23 protein-coding genes and 1 other RNA gene are annotated in these 22,924 nt (G+C 46.4%); 17 read left to right on the top strand and 7 right to left on the bottom strand.

Features of this window, described 5'->3' with window-relative positions; genetic code table 11:
* Positions 1-2 precede the first annotated feature (2 nt).
* The 3 genes from degS to zapG form a co-directional block, all read right to left on the bottom strand.
* On the bottom strand, positions 3-1,070 hold the full coding sequence (degS, locus tag FIU99_RS13455; RefSeq protein WP_006958029.1) for an outer membrane-stress sensor serine endopeptidase DegS: 1,068 nt from the start codon (positions 1,068-1,070) through the stop codon (positions 3-5).
* A 113-nt stretch (positions 1,071-1,183) separates the two neighbouring features.
* Complete coding sequence (locus tag FIU99_RS13450; protein ID WP_006958028.1) at positions 1,184-2,551, bottom strand: DegQ family serine endoprotease; 1,368 nt, start codon at positions 2,549-2,551, stop codon at positions 1,184-1,186.
* A gap of 126 nt (positions 2,552-2,677) precedes the next feature.
* Positions 2,678-3,136, bottom strand: a complete 459-nt coding sequence (zapG, locus tag FIU99_RS13445) for a Z-ring associated protein ZapG (RefSeq protein ID WP_043009117.1) — start codon at positions 3,134-3,136, stop codon at positions 2,678-2,680.
* Between the two features lie 152 nt (positions 3,137-3,288).
* Here zapG and zapE point away from each other — a divergent pair, with 152 nt between their 5' ends.
* The 8 genes from zapE (at position 3,289) to sspB (ending at position 9,615) form a co-directional block, all read left to right on the top strand.
* Positions 3,289-4,392, top strand: a complete 1,104-nt coding sequence (gene zapE, locus FIU99_RS13440) for a cell division protein ZapE (protein ID WP_152472313.1) — start codon at positions 3,289-3,291, stop codon at positions 4,390-4,392.
* A 232-nt stretch (positions 4,393-4,624) separates the two neighbouring features.
* Positions 4,625-5,053 (top strand): 50S ribosomal protein L13, encoded by a 429-nt coding sequence (gene rplM, locus FIU99_RS13435; RefSeq protein WP_006877363.1) that lies wholly within the window; start codon positions 4,625-4,627, stop codon positions 5,051-5,053.
* Positions 5,054-5,068: 15 nt separating this feature from the next.
* Positions 5,069-5,461 (top strand): 30S ribosomal protein S9, encoded by a 393-nt coding sequence (gene rpsI, locus FIU99_RS13430; RefSeq protein ID WP_005436094.1) that lies wholly within the window; start codon positions 5,069-5,071, stop codon positions 5,459-5,461.
* A gap of 328 nt (positions 5,462-5,789) precedes the next feature.
* A complete protein-coding gene (petA, locus tag FIU99_RS13425; RefSeq protein WP_006958025.1) occupies positions 5,790-6,383 on the top strand; it encodes a ubiquinol-cytochrome c reductase iron-sulfur subunit in 594 nt (197 codons plus the stop codon).
* Positions 6,383-7,648 (top strand): cytochrome bc complex cytochrome b subunit, encoded by a 1,266-nt coding sequence (locus FIU99_RS13420; protein ID WP_006958024.1) that lies wholly within the window; start codon positions 6,383-6,385, stop codon positions 7,646-7,648. The genes petA and FIU99_RS13420 overlap by 1 nt, the downstream gene beginning before the upstream one ends.
* Positions 7,645-8,382, top strand: coding sequence for a cytochrome c1 (locus FIU99_RS13415; RefSeq protein ID WP_006958023.1), 738 nt, complete (start codon positions 7,645-7,647; stop codon positions 8,380-8,382). The genes FIU99_RS13420 and FIU99_RS13415 overlap by 4 nt, the downstream gene beginning before the upstream one ends.
* Positions 8,383-8,479: 97 nt before the next feature.
* Positions 8,480-9,115: a stringent starvation protein SspA gene (gene sspA / locus FIU99_RS13410; RefSeq protein ID WP_006958022.1), complete on the top strand. Its 636-nt coding sequence runs from the start codon at positions 8,480-8,482 to the stop codon at positions 9,113-9,115.
* A gap of 11 nt (positions 9,116-9,126) precedes the next feature.
* A complete protein-coding gene (gene sspB, locus FIU99_RS13405) occupies positions 9,127-9,615 on the top strand; it encodes a ClpXP protease specificity-enhancing factor (RefSeq protein WP_006958021.1) in 489 nt (162 codons plus the stop codon).
* A 46-nt stretch (positions 9,616-9,661) separates the two neighbouring features.
* Here the strand turns inward: sspB and FIU99_RS13400 are convergent, their stop codons facing one another.
* The 4 genes from FIU99_RS13400 to FIU99_RS13385 are packed head-to-tail and all read right to left on the bottom strand — an operon-like array spanning position 9,662 to position 12,995.
* On the bottom strand, positions 9,662-10,231 hold the full coding sequence (locus FIU99_RS13400) for a BON domain-containing protein (RefSeq protein ID WP_006958020.1): 570 nt from the start codon (positions 10,229-10,231) through the stop codon (positions 9,662-9,664).
* 3 nt (positions 10,232-10,234) lie between these two features.
* The gene (locus tag FIU99_RS13395) at positions 10,235-10,825 is read right to left on the bottom strand and encodes a phosphoheptose isomerase (protein WP_006958019.1); all 591 of its coding nucleotides are present in this window, start codon (positions 10,823-10,825) and stop codon (positions 10,235-10,237) included.
* 3 nt (positions 10,826-10,828) lie between these two features.
* Entirely contained in the window at positions 10,829-11,197 is a 369-nt protein-coding gene (locus FIU99_RS13390) for a YraN family protein (RefSeq protein WP_006958018.1), read from the bottom strand.
* Positions 11,181-12,995 carry a penicillin-binding protein activator gene (locus FIU99_RS13385; RefSeq protein WP_152472312.1) on the bottom strand — a complete coding sequence of 605 codons (1,815 nt, stop codon included), beginning with the start codon at positions 12,993-12,995 and terminating at the stop codon, positions 11,181-11,183. Before FIU99_RS13385 ends, FIU99_RS13390 begins: the two co-directional genes overlap by 17 nt.
* A 63-nt stretch (positions 12,996-13,058) precedes the next feature.
* Between FIU99_RS13385 and rsmI the strand changes: the two genes are divergently transcribed.
* The 9 genes from rsmI (at position 13,059) to murD (ending at position 22,924) form a co-directional block, all read left to right on the top strand.
* Complete coding sequence (rsmI, locus tag FIU99_RS13380) at positions 13,059-13,922, top strand: 16S rRNA (cytidine(1402)-2'-O)-methyltransferase (protein ID WP_006958017.1); 864 nt, start codon at positions 13,059-13,061, stop codon at positions 13,920-13,922.
* A 153-nt stretch (positions 13,923-14,075) separates the two neighbouring features.
* Positions 14,076-14,469: RNase P RNA component class A (gene rnpB / locus FIU99_RS13375), an RNA gene on the top strand.
* 185 nt (positions 14,470-14,654) lie between these two features.
* Complete coding sequence (rsmH, locus tag FIU99_RS13370; protein ID WP_006958012.1) at positions 14,655-15,605, top strand: 16S rRNA (cytosine(1402)-N(4))-methyltransferase RsmH; 951 nt, start codon at positions 14,655-14,657, stop codon at positions 15,603-15,605.
* Positions 15,606-15,610: 5 nt separating this feature from the next.
* The gene (gene ftsL / locus FIU99_RS13365) at positions 15,611-15,928 is read left to right on the top strand and encodes a cell division protein FtsL (protein ID WP_006958010.1); all 318 of its coding nucleotides are present in this window, start codon (positions 15,611-15,613) and stop codon (positions 15,926-15,928) included.
* Entirely contained in the window at positions 15,925-17,655 is a 1,731-nt protein-coding gene (locus tag FIU99_RS13360) for a peptidoglycan glycosyltransferase FtsI (RefSeq protein ID WP_006958008.1), read from the top strand. Before ftsL ends, FIU99_RS13360 begins: the two co-directional genes overlap by 4 nt.
* A 12-nt stretch (positions 17,656-17,667) precedes the next feature.
* Positions 17,668-19,152, top strand: coding sequence for a UDP-N-acetylmuramoyl-L-alanyl-D-glutamate--2,6-diaminopimelate ligase (murE, locus tag FIU99_RS13355; protein WP_152472311.1), 1,485 nt, complete (start codon positions 17,668-17,670; stop codon positions 19,150-19,152).
* Positions 19,149-20,507: a UDP-N-acetylmuramoyl-tripeptide--D-alanyl-D-alanine ligase gene (murF, locus tag FIU99_RS13350; protein WP_006958002.1), complete on the top strand. Its 1,359-nt coding sequence runs from the start codon at positions 19,149-19,151 to the stop codon at positions 20,505-20,507. The genes murE and murF overlap by 4 nt, the downstream gene beginning before the upstream one ends.
* A complete protein-coding gene (gene mraY / locus FIU99_RS13345; RefSeq protein WP_006958000.1) occupies positions 20,504-21,586 on the top strand; it encodes a phospho-N-acetylmuramoyl-pentapeptide-transferase in 1,083 nt (360 codons plus the stop codon). Before murF ends, mraY begins: the two co-directional genes overlap by 4 nt.
* An 18-nt stretch (positions 21,587-21,604) precedes the next feature.
* On the top strand, positions 21,605-22,924 hold the full coding sequence (gene murD, locus FIU99_RS13340; RefSeq protein WP_039951262.1) for a UDP-N-acetylmuramoyl-L-alanine--D-glutamate ligase: 1,320 nt from the start codon (positions 21,605-21,607) through the stop codon (positions 22,922-22,924).

Genomic DNA, 22,924 nt, shown 5'->3' with positions numbered 1-22,924 from the left:
GGTTAAATTTCTCGGGTATCTTCTGCGATCGTGACGCTAAGGGTTTGTTCTTTGCCCTTACGTAGGATGAGCACATCGACGGTTGTTCCCGGTCTCAATTCAGTGACAATATCCATTACACTTTGACGACCATTGATTTTTTGCCCATCAATTTTAAGAATAATATCCTGGGCCTGAAATCCTGCTTCAGCACCCGGTCCGTTAGGATCAACGCCCAGTACCACAATGCCGCCTAAATGCTCATTACCCAATAAACGAGAAGTTACCGAATTAATATCTTGGCCGTCGATACCTATATAGCCTCGGATAACACGACCGTCGGCAATGATCTTCTGCATGATTTTATTGGCGAGAGTGTAAGGGATCGCGAAAGAAATACCGTAAGTTTCAAGCTCTGTCGCTTGCTGGAAAGACGCAGTGTTGATACCAACCAGTTCACCTCGTGTATTCACCAATGCTCCGCCAGAGTTTCCTTCATTGATGGCAGCATCTGTCTGAATAAAGGCTTGTCGGCCGCCGGCACTGATTGAAGAGCGGCCTGTTGCGGACACGATACCGAAAGTGGTTGTTTGACCTAAGTTGTATGGGTTGCCGATCGCCAGTACTACATCACCGACAGTTGGTGAATAGTTCGGATTGAGTGGGATAACAGGAAGGTTGTTGCCTTCAACACGCAGAATGGCGATATCCGTACGTCTGTCTGTCCCAACTAATTGCGCTGCGGCGACGCGACCATCCTGCAGTGCGACGACAATTTGATCGGCTTGAGCGACAACGTGGTAGTTGGTAATGATATAGCCTTTATCACTGACGATGACACCTGAGCCTAATCCTTGAGTCAGTAGCTTTGAACGGTCATCTTCTTTGTACTTTCGGCTGTAAATGTTCACTACCGCAGGGGCGGCTTTACGGACGGCACTATTAAATGAGATTTCTTGTGCGGAAGTAATGTTGATTTCGTCGCGGAAATTCTGAGGAAGAATAGTGGAACGCAGAGAGGGGATAGCTAATAGCAACAACGCAGCTGTCGCCAACCCTAAACCTATTGAACGCAATAAGAATTGCAGCATATCTTCCTAACCACTTCAAAATTCAGACAAGTGGCGAAAGAATAGCATTAGATGAGAAAATAACAAAAGGACGGCAGGAGATCCTACCATCCTTTGACATTGACCTCGCGTTTTTAACGCACGACTAGATAAATGGTACGTTCACCACGTTGAATATTCAGAGCCAGTACGCCAGGTTGTTTTTCTAGCACTTTTCTAAACTCTGCAAGGTTCTTGACTCGCTTGCGGTTCACACCAATGATGATATCGCCTTTCGCCAGTTGATAAGCTTCGGCTTTTGACCCTTTCTCAACGGAAGCGACTTTCACACCTTGCACGGAATCATTTGAGGTGGTATTGGTCAGCTCTGCACCCGATAGACCTTCATGCAGTTTATCTGCTGATGCTTTAACGTTTTGCTGCTCACCCAAAGTGACATCAAAGCTCTCTTTTTTACCATCACGGATAATGCCTAGTGAGACCTTCTTGCCAGCACCGAGTGTCGCAACCTTGGCACGTAGCTCACTGAACGAGTGAATATCTTTGCCGTTGACTGATACAATCACGTCACCAGCTTTAAGACCAGCTTTGTCTGCCGCACTGTCCGGAACTACTTGGCTAACAAAAGCTCCCTTGCTTGACTCATAGCCAAGCGCCTCTGCAAGCTCAGAAGTGATTTCACCGCCTTGCACACCCAGCATGCCGCGTTTAACTTCACCAAACTCTAAGATCTGTGCGGTTAGGTTAGTCATCATATTGGATGGAATCGCGAAACCGATGCCGACGTTGCCGCCATTTGGCCCTAGAATCGCAGTATTAATACCAATCAGTTCACCTTTTAGGTTAACTAAAGCACCGCCCGAGTTACCGCTGTTAATCGCAGCGTCAGTCTGGATAAAGTTCTCGAAGTTTTCGATATTCAAACCACTTCGACCTAATGCAGAGACAATACCTGAAGTGACAGTCTGGCCTAAACCGAATGGGTTACCAATCGCGACAGCAAAATCACCGACACGTAATGCATCAGAATCTGCAATCTTAATTTCCGTTAAGTTTTTGGCTTTCTCCAGCTTCAACAGAGCCACATCCGACATCTGGTCTCCGCCAACTAGCTCAGCATCATACTCTCGGCCATCATGCAGTTTCACGCGAATTTTTTCCGCGCCATTGATGACGTGATAGTTAGTGACTATATAGCCTTTATCAGCATTGACGATGACGCCAGAACCGAGGCCTCTGAATGGACGTTCTTGTAGCTGTTCGGTCGGAAATTCAGGACCGAAGAAGAAACGAAACTGCTCAGGAATACGTTGCTTTGATACCTGAGTGCCTTCTACAGAAATACTCACTACCGCAGGGGTGACTTTTTCTAGCATAGGGGCGAGGCTAGGCAACTGCTCTCCATCTACAGACAGAGGAAGGGCCGCTGTGGCTTGTATGGGGGTGATGATTGAACTTAAGCTTAAAGACAGGATGGTTAAAGCAAGCAAAGGTTTTTTCATCTGATAACTCCTAGTTAAGTTAAGGCCTGAGATTCAATATTTGTTTGAAAAATAAGAAATCAATCGACGCTTATGGGAGTTATGACTCAAAAACCTTTGCAAAGTTCACCAAGAGGTAAAATAGAGTTACGACGCTTTAGCGGTCACCGCTTGTGCTGAGTTGAGTACTTCTTTTTTCTCTTCGACTAACATGCCTGTTGCACCTGACGCGTAATCTTTAGGCGCTTCGCTTAGCACCGCTGATGGTTGTTCAGCCTCAGCAGGCTCTCCTGTTTGAGATTGCTCAGCGACTTTTTTATTGAACGGATTGTCTTGTTCAGGAATGTTTGGCAACAATTCTGCAGACGTTTTCGTCATGTGTTGGTAAAGCTTAGTGTATTCCTTACCCAGTGAATCTAACATTTCTGCTGTCTGAGCAAAATGATCAGCAAGATCTTGTTTTTGTTGCTCAAGCTCGAATTTGGCGGTTTCTAAGTCTTTCTGGATGGTCTTCTGTTTTTTGTATCCCGGAGTAGTAATGCGCGAGATGATGATTCCTAAAACAGCGCCAACAAGCAAACCTACGAGGGCATAAATCCAAGGCATATTCGCTCCTTATCATTGTTATTTAACATGTTTTTTACCGGTCGGTTACACATGCTCATCGGACATGTTACTATGAGAATTCGAGACGATAAAGAAAAATGCGTGTGCTCTGCATAGCAGTTTCAATCCTTCTATAGCACGTGAGTGAAGTGATGACACCCTTAGAGATCTATACAAAAGATGTAAAAGAACATGGCTTTCAACAAGATGAAGCGCAGCTTCAAGCGGTGGAAGCCTTGGATAATCTCTACCATGAATTTATTAAATACATAAACATCTCGGTCGAGCCTGTCACCGGATGGAAGAGTTGGTTTGGTAAAAAAGCCTCGTTGCCCGCTGCGCCCAAAGGGCTGTACTTTTGGGGCGGGGTAGGGCGTGGAAAAACGTATTTAATGGATACCTTTTTTGAAGCCTTGCCTAGCGACAAAAAGATGCGCGTACACTTCCACCGATTTATGTATCGGGTGCATGATGAATTGAATGCGCTGGGGGATGTGAATGATCCTCTCGAGTTAGTGGCGGATAAATTTAAATCGGAAGCGGAAATTATCTGCTTTGATGAGTTTTTTGTATCAGATATCACTGATGCGATGATTTTAGGCACCTTGTTCCAAGCGTTGTTCAAGCGTGGCGTGGTGTTGGTTGCGACGTCTAATATCCCACCTCAAGATCTTTACCGAAATGGTTTACAAAGAGCGCGCTTTCTTCCTGCTATTGAGTTAATTAACGCAAATTGCCTGATATTGAATGTCGATAGCGGAATCGATTACCGACTCAGAACGTTGGAACAAGCAGAAATTTACCATTTTCCTCTGGATAAGCAGGCTAATACCAATTTGTGTCACTACTTCGAACAACTGGTCGGTGAAAACAAACAAGGTGAAAAAAGCATTGAAATTAATCATCGCCAGATAGAGGTCGTCAATTCTTACGAAGGGGTATTACACGCCACCTTTGCTCAGTTATGTCAATCGGCCAGAAGTCAGAATGACTATATTGAGTTATCACGGATCTACAATACGGTGTTGCTTGCAGACGTCCAGCAAATGGGGCGGACAATCGATGATGCGGCTCGTCGTTTTATTGCGCTGGTGGATGAATTCTATGAGCGAAACGTCAAATTAATTATCTCAGCGGAAGTAGCGCTAGAAGAGTTGTACACACAGGGACAGCTTGAGTTTGAATTTAAACGTTGCCAGTCTCGATTGATAGAAATGCAAAGTCATGATTATCTGGCGAAAGAGCATTTGGCATAAGGGTTTGGGTGTTTCTATGAGGAGTGAAAAAAAATTAAACTTTTTACCCAAAAAGAGGTGATTTTTTCAACTGACTTCTCTATAATCCTGCGACCCACCGTTACTGCAGACCAAATCCATAGCGGATCTAGGGTCGAGAGTGCCAACCACTCGAAGGGGTGATGACTGGGCTCTTAGTCAGTGGGAGCAATGCTCCTGAAGTGTAAATTTAAATTAACGGGTTATTATTAGCATGAAAACTTTCGTTGCTAAACCAGAAACTGTAAAACGCGACTGGTACGTTGTAGACGCTGAAGGTAAAACTCTTGGTCGTCTAGCAAGTGAAATTGCATCTCGCCTACGTGGCAAACATAAAGCTGAGTACACTCCACACGTTGACACTGGTGATTACATCATCGTTGTAAACGCGGAGAAAGTTACTGTAACTGGTAACAAAGCTAAAGGTAAGATTTACTACCGTCACACTGAATTCCCTGGCGGCCTAAAATCAATCAGCTTCGAGAAGCTAATTGATCGTAAGCCAGAGATGGCGCTTGAGCTAGCAGTTAAAGGTATGCTACCACGTGGTCCTCTAGGCCGTGCTATGTACCGTAAGCTGAAAGTTTACGCTGGTGCTGAGCACAACCATGTTGCTCAACAACCACAAGTACTAGACATCTAATCGGGGATTTCGAAAATGGCAGAGAATCAATACTACGGCACTGGCCGTCGCAAAAGCTCAGCTGCACGTGTTTTCATTAAACCAGGCAGCGGCAACATCGTAATCAACAAGCGTAGTCTTGATGAGTACTTCGGTCGTCCAACTTCTCGTATGGTTGTTAAACAGCCTCTAGAGCTAGTTGAACTAACTGAGAAACTAGACCTATACGTTACTGTTAAAGGTGGCGGTATTTCTGGTCAAGCTGGTGCTATCCGTCACGGTATCACTCGCGCTCTAATGGAATACGATGAGTCTCTACGTCCTACTCTACGTGCAGCTGGTTACGTTACTCGTGACGCTCGTTGCGTTGAACGTAAGAAAGTTGGTCTACGTAAAGCACGTCGTCGTCCACAGTTCTCTAAGCGTTAATCTTTTTTCGAAAAGATTGGCCTTCGGTGTTTTCACCGGAATGTGGTTCCAAAAGCCTGGCTTCATGCCAGGCTTTTTGTTTTTCTAAGCAAAAAAATCCCTTCTCCCAGACCAGTTTCGCGAACTTTTATATTACTTATTCCCCTTTTGTGACCTCATAGGCGATTTACTTCACGATTGTTACAAAAAGGTAGCTTTATCTTGTCAAAAAGTAGGGTTTTATTTATCATTTGCCATCAAATAAATACAACTAAATTCGTATTTTGTTAGCCATGCTCTTTAAGCGGAATAACAATAATCCAAAAGGAGCAAATGGGAGAATGTTTGGATGAGCAATGCGCCTTTAAATAACGGTCGCAGACGTTTCTTGACAGCTACAACTGCGGTTGTGGGTGGTCTCGGAGCAGCTGCTGTCGCCGTTCCTTTTATTAAATCTTGGAACCCAAGTGAGAAAGCAAAAGCTGCGGGTGCCCCTGTTGAAGTTGACATCGGTAAACTTGAAGAAGGGCAAATGGTTCGTGTTGAATGGCGTGGTAAACCTGTATGGGTTGTCCGTCGTGCACAATCGATCGTAGACGCGCTGAAAAATATCGACGGTCAGCTTCGTGACCCAGCATCAGGCGAAGAGCAGCAACCAGCATATGCTCAAAATGCCTACCGTTCCATCAAGCCTGAGTACTTTGTTGCTGTAGGTATCTGTACCCACCTTGGTTGTTCACCAACTTATTTACCAGACAGTTTTAGTGAGCAGGTTCAGGGTGTTAAATCAGGTTTCTTCTGTCCTTGTCACGGCTCTAAGTTTGATATGGCTGGTCGTGTTTTCCAAGGTGTACCTGCTCCACTAAACCTGGTTGTTCCAAAGCACATGTATCTCAGTGATACTAAGATTATCATCGGTGTTGACGAAGAAGGGGAGGCATAATGCAAGCTCTACTTGATTGGGTAGAAAAACGCATACCCGCAATGAATGCGTACAAGAAGCACCTTTCTGAATATCCGATGCCGAAGAACTTTAACTTTTGGTATCTGTTTGGCTCACTAGCAATGCTTGTGTTGGTTAACCAGATTCTGACAGGTATCTGGCTGACAATGAACTACGTCCCATCTGGCGATGGCGCGTTTGCTTCAATCGAATACATCATGCGTGACGTAGAGTACGGCTGGCTACTCCGTTATATGCACTCAACGGGCGCGTCTGCGTTCTTCGTTGTGGTTTACCTGCACATGTTCCGTGGCTTGATCTACGGCTCTTATCAGAAGCCTCGTGAGCTGCTGTGGATCTTCGGTATGCTTATCTTCCTTGTGTTGATGGCTGAAGCTTTCATGGGCTACCTACTTCCATGGGGTCAGATGTCTTACTGGGGTGCACAGGTAATCATTTCATTGTTTGGTGCAATTCCTGTTATTGGTGATGACCTAACGCTATGGATTCGTGGTGACTACGTGATCTCAGGCGCTACCCTGAACCGTTTCTTTGCACTGCACGTTATCGCACTTCCTATCGTACTTCTGCTGCTTATCGTTTTGCACGTCTTGGCACTGCATGAAGTAGGTTCTAACAACCCAGACGGTATCGAAACTAAGCTACCTAAAGGTTCGATGGGCGACGACTACAAAACTCAGTTCCCATTCCATAAGGATTACACGAAGAAATACGACATCATTGACTCTATTCCTTTCCATCCTTACGGTACGGTGAAGGATATGGTTGGTGTAGCAGGTTTCCTATTCCTGTTCTGTTACGTGTTGTTCTTTAACCCAGAAATGGGTGGATACTTCCTTGAGCCGCCTAACTTTGAAGCCGCTAACCCACTGAAAACACCAGAGCACATTGCTCCAGTATGGTACTTCACACCGTTCTACGCGATTCTACGTGCCGTTCCTGATAAGTTACTAGGTGTTATCGCGATGGGCGCGTCTATTGTCGTGTTGTTTGTTCTACCATGGCTAGACCGTTGTAAGGTTCGTTCTTACCGCTACCGCAGTAAGTTCCATTTATTCAATATCATCCAGTTTACGATCAGCTTTATTGCGCTAGGTGTTCTTGGTGCGCTACCAGCAACACCAACATATACGCTATTAGCTCAGATCTTCAGCTTAGCTTACTTCATGTTCTTCGTACTGCTGTACTTCTACAGCAAGAACGAAGCGACTAAGCCACTACCAGAAAGGGTGACATTCAAATGAAAAAATGGATTGTAATTTTGTTTGCAATGCTGCCTTCTCTGGCAATGGCAGCGGGCGCAAATGTACCGCTTGATAAAGCAAACAACGACCTAAGTGACCAAGCTTCACTGCAAAATGGTGCCAAGCTGTTCATGAACTACTGTTTCGGCTGTCACTCAGCGCAGTATCAACGTTACGAGCGTGTTGCTCGTGATATCGGTATTCCAGTTGAGTTGCTAAAAGAAAACCTGATTTTCGATCCTAATGCGAAAGTTGGTGATCTGATGGAAAATGCCATCCCGGACAAATCAGCAGCGAAATGGTTTGGTGCAACACCACCAGATCTAACACTAGTTGCCCGTGTTCGTGGTTCTGACTGGCTATACACATACTTGCGTTCTTTCTATGAGGACCCATCTCGTCCGTTTGGAGTGAACAATGTTGTTTTCCCAAGTGTTGGTATGCCGCACGTATTGGAAGAGCTTCAGGGCATTCCTAAGCCGGTTTACGAGACTCAAGTCGTAGAAGGCGAAGAGCATAAAGTTGTGGTTGGTGTTGAAAGTGATGGCACTGGTGAGTTGAACCAAGAAGAGTACGACGATGCAGTTCGTGATTTGGTGAACTTCCTAGAATACTCGGGTGACCCTGTGAAACTAGAGCGTCATGCACTAGGTTGGTGGGTAATGGCATTCCTCGTTATCTTCACTATCGTGGTTGTTCTGCTCAAGAAAGAGTATTGGCGTGATGTGCACTAATTGTGCTATCATGCTGTGCTAATTCCCAATTTTATTGTTGATAATGGAGGCTTAGCCTCCATTATTTTTTATATCTGTAAGTGTGCTGGAGGGCTCCATGGCTGTAGCTGCCAATAAACGTTCTGTGATGACTCTATTTTCAAGTGCATCTGATATGTATAGCCATCAGGTACGTATTGTTCTGGCTGAGAAAGGCGTAAGTGTTGAAGTTGAATTGGTCGACGAAGCAAATCTTCCTGCTGAACTGATTGAACTGAACCCATATAAATCAGTACCTACTTTGGTAGATCGTGAGCTTGCCCTTTACGACTCAAAAATCATCATGGAATACTTGGATGAGCGTTTCCCACATCCACCTTTGATGCCTGTATACCCAGTTGCTCGTGGTAACAGCCGTCTGATGATTTACCGTATTGAGAAAAACTGGTATTCACTGGCAGAGAAAGTTGTCAAAGGCAATGCTGAAGAAGCAGAAGCTGCACGCAACAAGTTACGCAACGACCTTCTTACTCTAGGTCCGGTTTTTGCTGAATTTGAATACTTCATGAGCGAAGAATTCAGTCTGATCGACTGTTATTTAGCTCCGCTATTGTGGCGTTTGCCTCAGCTAGGTATCGAGCTTGTCGGTCCGGGTTCTAAAGAGCTGAAGGTTTACATGAACCGCGTATTTGAGCGTGATTCTTTCCTAGCCTCTTTGACAGAAGCTGAACGTGAAATGCGTCTGAGTCGCTAATTGGAAGCGAAATGGACATAGAAAAAATGACGCCACGCCGACCATATATGCTTCGTGCATTTTATGATTGGCTGGTGGATAACGACTTGACCCCGCATTTAGTCGTGGCTGCTACTCTTCCAGGCGTTCGTGTGCCGGTTGAGTTTGTTCAGGATGGCCAGATCATTCTGAATATTGCTCCTCGAGCGGTGGGGAATTTAGAGTTGGGCAATGAAGCGATTACATTTAGTGCTCGCTTCTCAGGTCGTCCTCACTCTGTCATTGTTCCATTGTATGCCGTGCAAGCCATCTACGCCCGTGAGAACGGTGCAGGTACGATGTTTGAACCAGAAGATGCTTACATGGATGACTTCGAAGAAGAAGACATGGCGGATGTCGAAGAGTTGGTAGAAGAAGAATCAAGCCTGTCCTTAGCGACAGAGTCCGATGACGACGAACCGACTCCAGATGATGAGCCGCCAAGGCCGAAAGGTCGCCCAAGTTTGCGAGTAGTCAAATAAACAAAAAGCAGCAAATTCGCTGCTTTTTTTGTGCCTTGAGAAGTGACTAGCTTCCAGTTTGGAATGCTTTGATGACTTGTTTGACTCCGGATATGTTACGTGCAACATCCACGGCAATATCCGCTTGTTCGGGAGATACATAGCCCAGCAAGAAGACTTCTTTGTCTTCTGTAATCACTTTCACTTTAATGCCATTAAGCTCACTATTTGTCAGTAAGGCGGATTTCACTTTGGTTGTGATCCAGCTGTCATGACTGATTTGGCCAACAGAAAGTGGAGCTTTAATACGGACTTGGTTATGAATTTTCTCTACGCCTTTCAGCTCTTTGGTTTTAGCGACAAACTGGTTGAGCAGATCCTGATTACTTGCTTGGCCCATTAGTACCACTGTGCCGTCGTAGGAACTGGCGGTAATTCTGACCTCCCGCTGAAAAGGTGGCTTATTCGCTAAGCCTGCCACTTCAAACTCGATATTGTTGTCATCCCACATCTCTTGTGTTGTGCGGGTGTCGGTGACAACATTGACGGTCGTTGCTGCGCCAGCAACAAACAAACCTGCACAGCCAGTTGTGCTGAGTAGCATACAGGTTATGACAAAAGCTTTAAGGTGTTTCATAACTTACTCTTCGTGAGCTGGGAACAGTACTTGATCGATAAGATCGCATAAGCAGTGCAGTGTCACCATATGCACTTCATGAATTCTTGCCGTTCTGTGAGATGGTATCCGAATTTCCACATCGTTTTCTCCCAGTAAACCTGCCATCTCGCCGCCATCTTTACCTGTGAAGGCAATGATCGTCATATCACGCGTCACGGCTGCTTCCATGGCTTTGATGATGTTTTTACTGTTACCACTGGTCGATATAGCCAGCAAGATATCTCCTGTTTGGCCAAAAGCTCTGACCTGTTTTGAGAAGATTTCCTCATAATGGTAATCATTGGCTACCGCAGTCAGGGTGGTATTGTCGGCCGTTAACGCCATTGCAGGTAGGCTTGGACGTTCGGTTTCAAAGCGGTTGAGCAGACACGAGACAAACTGTTGTGCATTAGAGGAAGAGCCACCGTTACCGCAGCATAAGATCTTATTCCCATTGAGTAGGCTGGCGACCATGGCCTGTGCGGCGTGGGTAATCGCATCTGGCAGAGCTTCTGCGGCGGCAATTTGAATCTGAATACTTTCTGTAAAGCTGTCTTTAATGCTGTCTAGCATTGATTATCCTTGAGTTATTGCGTTTTTTATCCACTCGATTTGCTTACCTTGCTGATGCAAGGCCACCAAGTCAAATCGAAAATCGGTTGTGTGTGCGGACTTACCCTGTTTCATCAACCAGACGTTGGCTGTTTTGATGAGCTTGTGCATTTTGCTTTGGGTAACCGTTTCTGCAGCGTGGCCATAGTGTTGGTTTGAGCGGTAACGTACTTCAACAAACACTATGGTAGTGCCTTCCTGCATTATAAGATCGAGTTCACCACCTTTGGAATGGAAGTTTCGCTCAATCGATGACAGGCCTTGGCGGATGAGGTATTGCTCCGCCAAGGTTTCGTAGTGTTCACCACTTTGGCGTTTACTTAGCCACACCATGTTCAGCCCAGCTGATTTCTCGTTGTACTACGCAGTCTTCGTTGATGCTCAGTACACCGGTATTGCCCTGCAAAGTATGGCCTTGAACAACTTTCATTTGTGGCAATTGTTCCATTAGCAGGTATGCATCCATACCAAGCGCTTGAAGGCGTTTCTCTGCATTAGAATCTTTCGGCCACAATTGCTCCATTTGCGCTTCCAATGCTGCATTTGGCTGTATTAATAGCGGGATGTCACTGTACATCACGCCTGTGAGGTCTTCATATTGCTGGCGGCCACTGTTACTGCGTGAGTTTGAGAACAGTTTAGGTGGTGCGGTATCTGGGTTCACTGCTACTTCTATAAATGGCTTGATCAGTGTTAGCTCTGAACTACCTGCCACTATGTATACTGCATCAATATCGCGACGGCTGCGCGGTTGGCTTTCGAGAGGTATATCAAGTAGTGATTCCATTTGGGCGATATGCTGCTGGCTTTCTTGTAAGCCAAAGACTTTATTGATATCACGTTGAAGCTGGCGTTTGTCGCCAAATAGATTCACCGCGACTTTATCTTTACTGTATTTCTTCCATTCCCCTTCGAAGGCTTCAACAACACGGGTGCCAAGCCTGCCTTGTGGAGCGAGAATTAGCGGGTAGCGATATCCTTGAGCAAATAGGTGTTTTGCCGCCTGAGCAACTTCTTGCTCTGGTGAGAGTGCCAAATAGCAAGTGTTATTGCCCGCTTCTAGGTCATCTGGAATGTTTAACGCTAAGGTAGGTAGTGGGCGCGAAAAGCTGGCTTGTGCTTGCTGTAGCTTTTCAATGTTGCTTTTAATCAGTGGACCAACAACAAAGTCGATGTTTTTCTCTACTAAAGTCTGCTCTAACTGCTCTGGTGTCACAGTGTTGGTATCGATCACAGTCAGGTTGGCATTCTCATCACGCTGCGTGTCGTTCATCATTTCTAGGATGAAGCCGTCACGAATCAACTGAGCTTGTTTGGCGAACTTACCAGATAAAGGCAGGAGCAAAGCCGTACTGACGGGTTTGACAATTTCGAGGTCGAGAATATCGCTAATCGCTTGAGGAGTATAAGCCGCTGCCGGGTGATCCGGATTTTCTTCTAACCACTTTTCTAGGGTGTTTTTAAGCTGAGGAATGTTGCTGGATAAGGTTTTAGTGTATATCGCTAGTTGCAACCAACCGTCTAGGATGGCTTCATTCGGCTCAGCTGAAAATTGGGTAATCTGGTACTGACTGTATTGATTGAGGTTGGTCCACACGCCCTGAGCGATAGCTTCTTGTTCCGCTTGGTCAACATACTCTGATGACTTAGTCAGTTCGCGAGCTGCTTCGAAATACTGGCCTTGTTGAGTCAGGAGTTTTGCTCGTGTCTGGTGGTAGGCTTTCCACTGTTCATCGGCCAAATTCCAAGATGGCTTGAAGTTAAGTTTGCTGAGCGCCTCTTCGTATTTCTCTTGCTTCATCAACACATCAGCACGCGCCAGTTGCCATTCTGCTTGCTGCAGTTGGGTTAAGTTTTGTCGGCCGAGGCGCTTTATTAACAATTCAGCCTGAGTGATATCGTTTGATTCAATGGCGGCTTTTAAAGCCATGATTAACCAATCACTCTGAATATTGCCTTCACTGCTGTCTGCACGCATTAGGTAAGTCTGCATGGACTGGTTAGGGGCAAGCGTTATATCAACATAAGTCGGTGTTGAAGGTGCAGTAGAACAGGCCGCCAGTGTGACAGCAAGGGCTACAGGAGTCAGTAAGCGTGTTACACTGAGTCGCTTTTGGTTTTTCATGGCCATGAGTTATTAACTAATTCCGTATAAAATTGTGTCTATATTAATCGTTGAAGTGATGGTAAACAAATGACAGATAACAAAACCTTACCAACTGAGGTCCCAACTCTCTATATTGTCCCAACTCCAATTGGCAATTTAGGTGATATCACTCAACGAGCGCTCGACGTTTTAACAAATGTTGATCTGATAGCTGCCGAAGATACGCGTCATACTGGCAAATTGCTGTCTCATTTTGGCATTCCGACCAAAACTTTTGCATTACATGATCATAATGAGCAGCAAAAAGCGCAAGTTTTGGTTGAGAAACTGTTAGCTGGGCACTTAATTGCCCTAGTTTCGGATGCAGGAACGCCATTAATCAGTGACCCAGGGTATCATCTGGTCACAAAATGTCGTCAGGCTGGGGTTAAAGTTGTGCCACTTCCTGGCGCGTGTGCTGTGATTACTGCGTTAAGTGCGTCTGGTTTGCCTTCTGACCGATTTAGCTTTGAAGGGTTTCTGCCAGCGAAAAGTAAGGGGCGAAAAGATAAATTTCTTGAGATTGCAAAGGCAGAACGTACTTGTATTTTTTATGAATCTCCGCATCGTATCGTCGACTCTCTCGAGGATATGCTGGATATTCTCGGCCCAGAGCGTGAGGTTGTACTCGCTCGTGAGCTGACGAAAACCTTTGAAACCATTCAGGGCTTACCGCTTGGCGAATTGATTGAGTGGGTAAAAGCAGACGAAAATCAGCAAAGAGGTGAAATGGCACTGCTGATTCATGGTTACCGCGCGGCAGCAATGGACTCTCTACCTGAAGAAGCGACTCGCACGCTGGCTATTTTGACGAAAGAGTTACCATTAAAGAAAGCCGCTGCCATGGCTGCTGAAATCTACAACCTCAAAAAAAATGCGCTGTATAAGTGGGGATTAGATAACCTCGATTAAGAAGGTGAATCTAGATGACAGAGTCGGGAGAGAGTAACCTCGACTCTGTGTTTTGTTGCTCTTCTGTGTATTTCTTCACCACTCAGTCTCTCGTTTACAGCAAATCTGTGATCTCGCTAGACACTTTGATTCAATCTCTATACAATCCGCCTCGGAGTTGACTGGGTAGTCGCTGCTTCATTGATGTCCCTTAGCCTTGTGCTGGGGAGACTGATGAAGGGGAGGAAAGTCCGGGCTCCATAGAGCAGGGTGCCAGGTAACGCCTGGGGGGCGCAAGCCTACGACAAGTGCAGCAGAGAGAAGACCGCCGATGGCTCGTAAGAGCACAGGTAAGGGTGAAAGGGTGCGGTAAGAGCGCACCGGACGACTGGCAACAGTTCGTTGCAGGGTAAACTCCACCCGGAGCAAGACCAAATAGGCTTCCACATTGCGTTGCTCGCGTAAGGAGGCGGGTAGGTTGCTCGAGCCAGTGAGCGATTGCTGGCCTAGACGAATGGCTACCACCGCGCAAGCGGAACAGAACCCGGCTTACATGTCGGCTCCACCTATTCGAGACCCATCGTAACCTCAGCGTTATGATGGGTTTTTTGCTTTTTATTGACGAAATTAATTCTGCAAGCACTAAACTTAGCGCAATATCACGTGTTCCAGTTCGCTATGGGTGGCGATCACCTTCTAAATCAGTACACTGGAGAGTTTGAGCGCGTCGGTGCGAGAGCGAGATAAAAAATCATGACCGAAGAATTTAAGCACATTTCTGTATTACTGCATGAGTCTATCGATGGCTTAGCGATTAAGCCTGATGGTACCTACATTGACGGAACCTTTGGTCGTGGTGGTCACAGTCGCCAAATTCTTTCCCAACTGGGTGAACAGGGTCGCCTTTTCAGTATTGATCGCGATCCGCAAGCTATTGCTGAAGCTCAAACGATTGATGACCCTAGATTTACCATTATTCATGGTCCTTTCTCAGGTATGGCTAAGTATGCAGAAGAGCGAGGTTTAGTCGGCCAAGTAGATGGTGTCTTGCTTGATCTTGGTGTTTCATCACCTCAGCTTGATGATGCCGAGCGTGGCTTCAGTTTTATGAAAGATGGCCCACTGGATATGCGTATGGATCCGACATCGGGTATTCCTGTCTCGCAGTGGTTGATGGAAGCCGATCTTGATGACATCACTTGGGTTATTCGTGAGTTCGGTGAAGATAAACATGCTCGTCGCATTGCTAAAGCGATTGTTGCTTACCGTGAGAATGAAGAAAACGAACCTCTGACGCGTACAGGTCAGCTTGCTAAACTTATTTCTGACGCGGCGCCAAAGAGTTTTAAAGAGAAAAAGCACCCAGCCACGCGTTCATTCCAGGCGTTCCGTATTTACATCAACAGTGAGTTGGAAGAAATTGACACCGCGTTAAAAGGCGCAGCCAGTATTTTGGCTCCGGAAGGTCGTTTGTCCGTGATCAGTTTCCACTCCCTTGAAGATCGCATGGTGAAGCGATTTATTCGCAAGGAGAGCAAAGGTCCTGAAGTGCCTCATGGTATTCCAATGACGGAAGCGCAAATTAAAGCACTGGGCAGCGCTAACTTAAAACCGATCGGTAAAGCAATTAAGCCTTCCAAGCAAGAAGTTGATATTAATACTCGCTCTCGAAGCTCTGTGCTACGTATTGCGGAAAAACTTTAATAGTAATGAGTAAACCCACTCCTAATCTCGCCAAATTGATCGCTCTCGACCTACTTACTGTGGGGCGAGTGCCTTTGCTGGTGCTGATTTTGATCTTTGCATCAGCCATGGGAGTGGTTTTCACCACACACCACACACGACAGGCCATTACCGAAAAAGATCAAGCCTTGCAGGAACGTGAACGGCTGGACAACGAGTGGCGCAACTTGTTGATTGAGGAGACGGCATTGGCTGAACACAGCCGAGTGCAAGAAATTGCCAAAGACGAACTGCAAATGAAACGCCCGGACTCAGATAAAGAAGTGGTGATTGATCTCCCATGAGTAAAAACAAAGCCTCCTCTGCGCCTAAGAAAGAAGCGGTTGTTGAGCCGCCGAGCTTGATCCGATGGCGTTTTTATCTGGTTTTATTTTTTGTCTTCAGTGCCTTCGCTGCGCTGGTCACCCGCATTGCTTACATCCAGATTGTTGAGCCCGATAATCTAATCCAGCAGGGGGATTTGCGCTCAGTTCGTGCCAAAACCATTCACTCTGCACGAGGTATTGTTTCCGATCGCAATGGTGAGCCATTGGCGGTCAGTGTACCTGTTGAAGCGGTGTGGGCAGATCCTGCGACCATCTTTAAACGCAACGGCTTTGCCAATATGGATCGCTGGTATGCGCTGGCGGATGTGCTTGGCCTCGACCGTAAAGAAATGGTCGATAAAATCCGCAGCAATAAATCCCGCCGTTTTGTCTATCTTCAGCGCCAAGTTAGCCCTGCAATGGCCAACTATATCCGTGAGCTTAAGCTCGCAGGTGTGGGGCTGAAAGCGGAATCTCGCCGCTATTATCCGACAGGTGAGGTTAGTGCTCACTTAGTCGGTGTAACAGGAATTGATGGACACGGATTAGAAGGTGTTGAGCGTAGCTATGATAAATGGCTGACAGGTGAAGCGGGTAAACGCATCATTCGTAAAGACAGATATGGCAGGGTAGTTGAAAACATTTCATTGGAAGAGCGAGAAGAAGGCAAACCACTAGAACTGACAATTGATCAGCGTATTCAGGCCATTGCCTATCGTTCTATCAAGCAAGCCGTGGCGGATTACCGAGCCACCTCGGGCACTGCTGTAATATTGGATGTAAAAACCGGCGCCGTGCTAGCTATGGTTAACGCACCGTCTTACAACCCAAATAACCGTTCTGACCTTCAATCGGCAAAAATGAGAAACCGAGCCATCACCGATGCGTTTGAACCTGGCTCAACGGTGAAACCTTTTGTTGTCTTAGCTGCACTGGATAATGGTGTCGCTGATAAAGACACCGTCATTGATACTGGCAACGGCATTATGCCAATCGGTGGTCAGAGAGTGCGTGATACATCCAAAGTAGGGAAAGCGGATCTGACTACGATTTTGAAGAAATCGAGTAACATCGGTGTCGCTAAGCTGGCGCTCGACATGCCTTTAGAAGCCCTGCTTGGTATGTATAGTTCGGTCGGGTTCGGTGAAATGTCTGGGCTTAACCTAGTGGGTGAAACCCCAGGGATATTCCCCAACCGACGTCGCTGGTCTAAGTTTGAGATTGCGACCTTAGCGTTCGGTTATGGTCTGACTATTACGCCTCTTCAACTGGCACATGCTTATGCGACGCTAGGCAACTACGGTAAATACCAACCGATTCACATTATCGAAAACAATCAGCAAGACTTGTCACGTCAGGTGATTGACGAAAATAATGCACATATGGTGCTGAACATGTTGGAAACCGTGACCCAGCCCGGAGGCACCGCGACCAAGGCCGCCGTTCCCGGTTATCGCGTGGCGGCAAAAACCGGTACATCTCGTAAAGCAATTGCGGGTGGCTATGGCGACGAATACTTCGCTTATACAGCAGGTGTTGCCCCTGTGAGTAATCCACGAGTTGCTGTAGTGGTGGTAGTCAACGAACCACAAGGGGATAACTATTACGGTGGTTCGGTTGCTGGCCCTGTGTTTTCCGAGATTTTAAAAGGCACACTACAGATATTGAATGTAGCGCCTGATGAAAACCGATTTAAAGAAGAATAAGTGAGACGTTAAATGTCCAAAGAACTCACACTGACTCATCTGCTTGCACCTTGGGTATCTCTTTCACACCAAGTTTGCAATGATGTTGCTATTCAAAGGCTAGAGCTCGATAGCCGTAAAATAAAGACGGGCTCGACGTTTGTTGCGATTAAAGGTCATACGGTAGATGGTCGACAGTTTATTCATGCAGCAATCCAGCAAGGTGCGAACGCAATTATCGCTGAAGCAGGTGAACAAAACGTGCATGGCAAAGTAGAGCAGTTAGGCAGCGTTCCTGTGGTTTATATTGCGGATTTGAGCCAGAAGCTATCTCAACTAGCGAGTCGTTTGCAACCACTCAGTTATAACCAGTTGATCGCAGTGACTGGAACCAATGGTAAAACCACCATCACACAATTGATTGCTCAGTGGCTGGAACTGTCCGGCCAGCGCGCAGCTGTATTAGGAACAACAGGCAATGGTTTTCTTGAGTCGTTGACGCCTGCATTGAACACCACAGGTAATGCGCTTGAAATTCAGCAAACCTTGTCTGAATTGGAAGACCAAGGCGCGCAATACACGGCGATGGAAATTTCTTCTCATGGCCTTGTGCAAAATAGAGTTAAGGCTCTCAGCTTTTCGGTAGGAGTGTTCTCAAACTTGAGTCGTGATCATCTTGATTATCACGGCACGATGGAAGAATACGCCCGAGCGAAACTATCACTGTTTACCGTGCATGATTGCGCTAAAGCGGTGATCAATATTGATGATACGGTCGGTGCATCGTGGGTCGAACTGCTTGATAACTGTATTCCTGTTTCTTTGTCTCCGATTCAAACGGGCAAAGGGGTCTTCGCTACACAAGTTCAATATTCTGAAGCGGGTATTACTCTGAGTTTTTCTGGTCAGTATGGTGAGGGTCGTTTTACCGTTCCTTTGATCGGAGAGTTCAACGCTAGTAATGTGATGGTGGCTTTTGCTACCTTGTTGTCACTGGGTATCGATAAGCAAATATTGGTTGAAAGTGCCAGCCAACTTAAACCAGTCTTGGGACGTATGGAGCTGTTTCATGCACAAGGCAAAGCCAAGGTCGTGGTGGATTATGCTCATACACCAGATGCATTGGAAAAAGCGCTATTAGCTCTGAAAGTGCATTGTAATGGACGACTTTGGGCCATATTTGGTTGTGGTGGGGACAGAGATACAGGTAAGCGCCCGATGATGGCTTCTATCGGCGAAAAGTTAGCTGACGTGGTGATCCTGACCGATGATAACCCTCGTAGCGAGTCGCCGTCTGCGATAGTAAAAGATATGTTGGCGGGTATGGCTTCACCTGAAAATGCCATTGTTGAACATGACCGCTATAACGCTTTGGTACATGCACTAAAGCACAGTAGTGGCGATGATATTATTTTGATCGCCGGTAAAGGCCATGAAGACTACCAAGTGCTGGCTAATGAAACGGTTCATTACTCTGATCGAGAATCAGCCCAACGACTTCTGGAGCTAACATTATGATTACTCTGATGCTGTCTCAGCTTGTTGATGTACTTGATGCCCAACTCATCGGTGATGATACCGCTATTGAATCTGTCTCAACGGATACGAGAACGATTGAGTCGGGGTCTCTGTTTGTTGCATTGGTGGGTGAGCGATTTGATGCCCATGACTTTGCAGGACAGGCTGCCTCGGCTGGAGCGAGCGCTTTGTTGGTCAGCAAAGCGGTTGACGTTCAGGTGCCTCAGCTACTGGTCGAAGATACCAAAGTCGCACTGGGTAAGTTGGGCCAGTTTGTTCATCAAGTGTGTCAAACTCCAACCGTTGCGATTACGGGGAGCTGTGGCAAAACCACAGTCAAAGAGATGGTCGCTAGTATTATGACTCAGAAAGGCCAAGTGCTGTATACCGCTGGCAACTTTAACAATGATATCGGTGTTCCACTGACTTTGTTACGTTCCCAACCGGAAGATGACTTTGCAGTCATTGAGCTCGGAGCCAACCATGTTGGAGAAATCGCTTATACGACACAACTGGTTAACCCGGATGTCGCAATGGTTAATAACGTTGCAGCAGCGCACTTGGAAGGCTTCGGCTCAATGGATGGAGTAAAACGTGCTAAAGGTGAAATTTATCAGGGGCTTAAACCTGGTTCTGTCGCGATTGTAAACCTAGATAGCAATGGTGGAGAACACTGGCGAGAAGTACTGTCTGACAAAACGGTGAAGACATTTTCACTATCTGATAACAGTGCGGAATATAAAGCGCGTAATGTAACAATGAACGTGAATGGTGAAGCTTCTTTTACCATTCAGACACCAGAGACGTCTTTCGATGTCAAACTTGGCATTATTGGTCAACATAATGTATCGAATGCATTGGCAGCGACGGCGTTGTCACTGGAATTGGGTGCAACAACAGAAATGATCGCCTCTGGCCTTGCCAACTTATCAAAAGTGAAAGGTCGAGTTGAAACTGTCGATCTAACCGATAGCATTAGACTGATTGATGACAGTTATAATGCCAGTGTCCCTGCTATGAAAGCGGCTGCAGATCTGCTGAATAGTTTTGATGGAGTGCGCTGGCTTGTTTTAGGCAATATGGCTGAGTTGGGGGAAGAAAGTCTTGCACTTCATCGCCAAGTCGGTGAACATGCTGCCCCATTTAAATTTGAACATGTGCTTACCTTTGGCGCTGATACCAAAGCGATCAGCGACGTTTGTCAGGGAATGCACTTTGATACTCATGACCATATGATTGAGTTTATTGAGCAGCAGCTCAGCCAGCAAACTGGCCCTCATACATTACTTGTAAAAGGGGCGAACAGTGCAGGAATGAGCAAGATCGCCGCTGCTTTGAAGGAGATGTATACATGATCATTTGGCTTGCAGAGCTTCTACAGCCATACTTTTCATTCTTCCGTTTGTTCGAGTACCTATCGTTTCGTGCCATCGTAAGTGTTTTGACCGCATTAGGCATATCTTTGTGGATGGGACCGCGCATGATCCGCCGTTTGCAGATGTTGCAAATTGGTCAGGTCGTACGTAACGAAGGTCCAGAGTCACACTTTAGTAAACGTGGTACCCCGACAATGGGGGGGATCATGATCCTGACTGCAATTGTGACGACCGTTTTACTTTGGACCGATCTTTCCAATCCTTACGTTTGGGCGGTGCTGGCTGTCCTGATTGGCTATGGTGCTGTGGGCTTTGTTGATGATTATCGGAAAGTCGTGCGCAAAAATACCGATGGCCTGATCGCGCGCTGGAAGTACTTCTGGCAATCGGCGATCGCTCTGGTTGTGGCTTTTGCTTTGTATGCACATGGTAAAGACACCTCGGCGACTCAACTGGTTGTGCCTTTCTTTAAAGACATCATGCCTCAGCTTGGCCTGATGTACATCGTATTGACTTACTTTGTTATTGTCGGTACCAGTAATGCGGTTAACTTGACCGATGGTCTTGATGGCTTGGCCATTATGCCAACAGTCTTGGTGGCGGCAGGCTTCGCAGCGATTGCTTGGGCAACCGGTAATGTTAACTTCGCCAACTACCTGCACATTCCTTATGTTCCTCATGCTTCCGAGCTGGTGGTCGTCTGTACGGCAATAGTCGGTGCGGGTTTAGGATTCTTATGGTTTAACACCTATCCAGCCCAAGTCTTTATGGGCGATGTTGGTTCACTTGCATTAGGCGGCGCACTGGGCACCATTGCAGTTCTTGTTCGTCAAGAGTTTGTGTTGGTGATCATGGGCGGTGTATTTGTGATGGAAACCCTGTCGGTGATTCTTCAGGTTGGTTCCTACAAGCTACGTGGTCAACGTATTTTCCGTATGGCGCCTATTCATCACCACTACGAGCTAAAAGGTTGGCCTGAGCCTCGTGTGATTGTGCGTTTTTGGATCATTTCCATTGTTCTGGTTTTAGTTGGTTTAGCAACACTGAAAGTACGTTAAGGAAAACGGAATTTGACTATGGATCGTTGGCAGAACATAGAGAGTGTTGTCGTTGTAGGGCTCGGTATTACCGGGCTCTCAGTCGTTAAATACTTAGCAAAATTGCCTTACAACCTCACCATTCGCGTCATCGATACCCGTGAAAATCCACCGGGAAGCGAAGCTCTACCTCAAAGTGTTGAGTTACATGCTGGCGGCTGGAACAGCGACTGGTTGCTAAATGCGGATTTAGTGGTGGCAAACCCAGGTATCGCGCTTGCTACTACTGAAATTCAACAGGCGCTCAACGCAGGTGTACAAGTGGTTGGAGACATCGAGCTGTTTGCTTGGCAGGTGGATAAGCCAGTTGTGGCCATTACTGGTTCGAATGGGAAAAGCACGGTTACGGACTTGACGGGTGTCGTCGCCAATGCTGCTGGCGTGAAGACAGCGATTGGCGGCAATATCGGAGTGCCTGCGCTGGAACTGTTGGATCAAGATGCTGAGTTATATGTGCTCGAACTCTCCAGCTTCCAACTAGAAACTACTTCTAGCCTTTCTCTAAAAGCCGCGGCATTCCTGAATTTATCGGAAGATCATATGGATCGTTATGACGATATGGAAGGATACCGTCAGGCAAAGCTTCGCATTTTTGAGCAAGCACAGACGTGCATTGTCAATGCAGATGATCCTGCGACCTACCCAGATAAGAAAGATGCCCCTCTAGTCGAATTTAGCCTTGAAAAAAGTTGCGAGTTCCATGTCAAAGTAGTGGAAGGAAGAGAGTATTTGTGTCACCAAGATGCAAAAATACTGGCGTCTGACGAGCTAAGCCTAGTAGGAAGACACAATGTTGCTAACGCGCTGGTCGTACTTGCCCTACTCGAACAAGCAGGTGTTGATATTTCTCTTGGAATAGATGCACTTAAGTCTTACAACGGTCTGACACATCGATGTCAGGTCGTTGCGGATAATAACGGCGTTAAATGGGTCAATGATTCGAAAGCTACCAATGTCGCGAGCACTTTAGCTGCGCTGTCAGGCTTATCACTCTCCGGTAAACTCTACTTGTTGGTTGGCGGAGATGGTAAAGGCGCTGATTTTTCAGAGTTACAGCCTGCTTTGGACCAATTGGATGTCCAGCTATGCTGCTTTGGCGCTGATGGTGACAAGTTTCTTCCTTTGCATCGCAATGCAAAACGTTTCGAGACTATGGAAGATATAGTGAAATGGGCCAGCCCAAGAGTGGAAGCCGGTGATATGATTATGTTATCTCCAGCTTGTGCCAGCTTTGACCAATTTAAGAACTTTATGGCGCGCGGCGATGCTTTCACTGCTCTAGCCAAACATTATGCGTAG

Origin of the sequence: Vibrio sp. THAF64 (assembly GCF_009363455.1) — a bacterium.
In the GTDB taxonomy this organism is placed as follows: domain Bacteria; phylum Pseudomonadota; class Gammaproteobacteria; order Enterobacterales; family Vibrionaceae; genus Vibrio; species Vibrio coralliilyticus.
The sequence above is the reverse complement of the archived record's forward strand: the minus strand, read 5'-3'. Positions and strand labels throughout refer to the sequence as shown.

Coding starts and splice junctions, on each gene's coding strand:
- sspB (WP_006958021.1), top strand. CDS start 9,127: ATGGACATAGAAAAAATGACGCCACGCCGACCATATATGCTTCGTGCA.
- FIU99_RS13400 (WP_006958020.1), bottom strand. CDS start 10,231: ATGAAACACCTTAAAGCTTTTGTCATAACCTGTATGCTACTCAGCACA.
- murE (WP_152472311.1), top strand. CDS start 17,668: ATGTCCAAAGAACTCACACTGACTCATCTGCTTGCACCTTGGGTATCT.
- rpsI (WP_005436094.1), top strand. CDS start 5,069: ATGGCAGAGAATCAATACTACGGCACTGGCCGTCGCAAAAGCTCAGCT.
- rsmH (WP_006958012.1), top strand. CDS start 14,655: ATGACCGAAGAATTTAAGCACATTTCTGTATTACTGCATGAGTCTATC.
- FIU99_RS13420 (WP_006958024.1), top strand. CDS start 6,383: ATGCAAGCTCTACTTGATTGGGTAGAAAAACGCATACCCGCAATGAAT.
- FIU99_RS13395 (WP_006958019.1), bottom strand. CDS start 10,825: ATGCTAGACAGCATTAAAGACAGCTTTACAGAAAGTATTCAGATTCAA.
- rsmI (WP_006958017.1), top strand. CDS start 13,059: ATGACAGATAACAAAACCTTACCAACTGAGGTCCCAACTCTCTATATT.
- petA (WP_006958025.1), top strand. CDS start 5,790: ATGAGCAATGCGCCTTTAAATAACGGTCGCAGACGTTTCTTGACAGCT.
- zapE (WP_152472313.1), top strand. CDS start 3,289: ATGACACCCTTAGAGATCTATACAAAAGATGTAAAAGAACATGGCTTT.
- murF (WP_006958002.1), top strand. CDS start 19,149: ATGATTACTCTGATGCTGTCTCAGCTTGTTGATGTACTTGATGCCCAA.
- murD (WP_039951262.1), top strand. CDS start 21,605: ATGGATCGTTGGCAGAACATAGAGAGTGTTGTCGTTGTAGGGCTCGGT.
- FIU99_RS13450 (WP_006958028.1), bottom strand. CDS start 2,551: ATGAAAAAACCTTTGCTTGCTTTAACCATCCTGTCTTTAAGCTTAAGT.
- sspA (WP_006958022.1), top strand. CDS start 8,480: ATGGCTGTAGCTGCCAATAAACGTTCTGTGATGACTCTATTTTCAAGT.
- FIU99_RS13385 (WP_152472312.1), bottom strand. CDS start 12,995: ATGGCCATGAAAAACCAAAAGCGACTCAGTGTAACACGCTTACTGACT.
- rplM (WP_006877363.1), top strand. CDS start 4,625: ATGAAAACTTTCGTTGCTAAACCAGAAACTGTAAAACGCGACTGGTAC.
- FIU99_RS13360 (WP_006958008.1), top strand. CDS start 15,925: ATGAGTAAAAACAAAGCCTCCTCTGCGCCTAAGAAAGAAGCGGTTGTT.
- FIU99_RS13415 (WP_006958023.1), top strand. CDS start 7,645: ATGAAAAAATGGATTGTAATTTTGTTTGCAATGCTGCCTTCTCTGGCA.
- zapG (WP_043009117.1), bottom strand. CDS start 3,136: ATGCCTTGGATTTATGCCCTCGTAGGTTTGCTTGTTGGCGCTGTTTTA.
- ftsL (WP_006958010.1), top strand. CDS start 15,611: ATGAGTAAACCCACTCCTAATCTCGCCAAATTGATCGCTCTCGACCTA.
- FIU99_RS13390 (WP_006958018.1), bottom strand. CDS start 11,197: ATGGTGTGGCTAAGTAAACGCCAAAGTGGTGAACACTACGAAACCTTG.
- degS (WP_006958029.1), bottom strand. CDS start 1,070: ATGCTGCAATTCTTATTGCGTTCAATAGGTTTAGGGTTGGCGACAGCT.
- mraY (WP_006958000.1), top strand. CDS start 20,504: ATGATCATTTGGCTTGCAGAGCTTCTACAGCCATACTTTTCATTCTTC.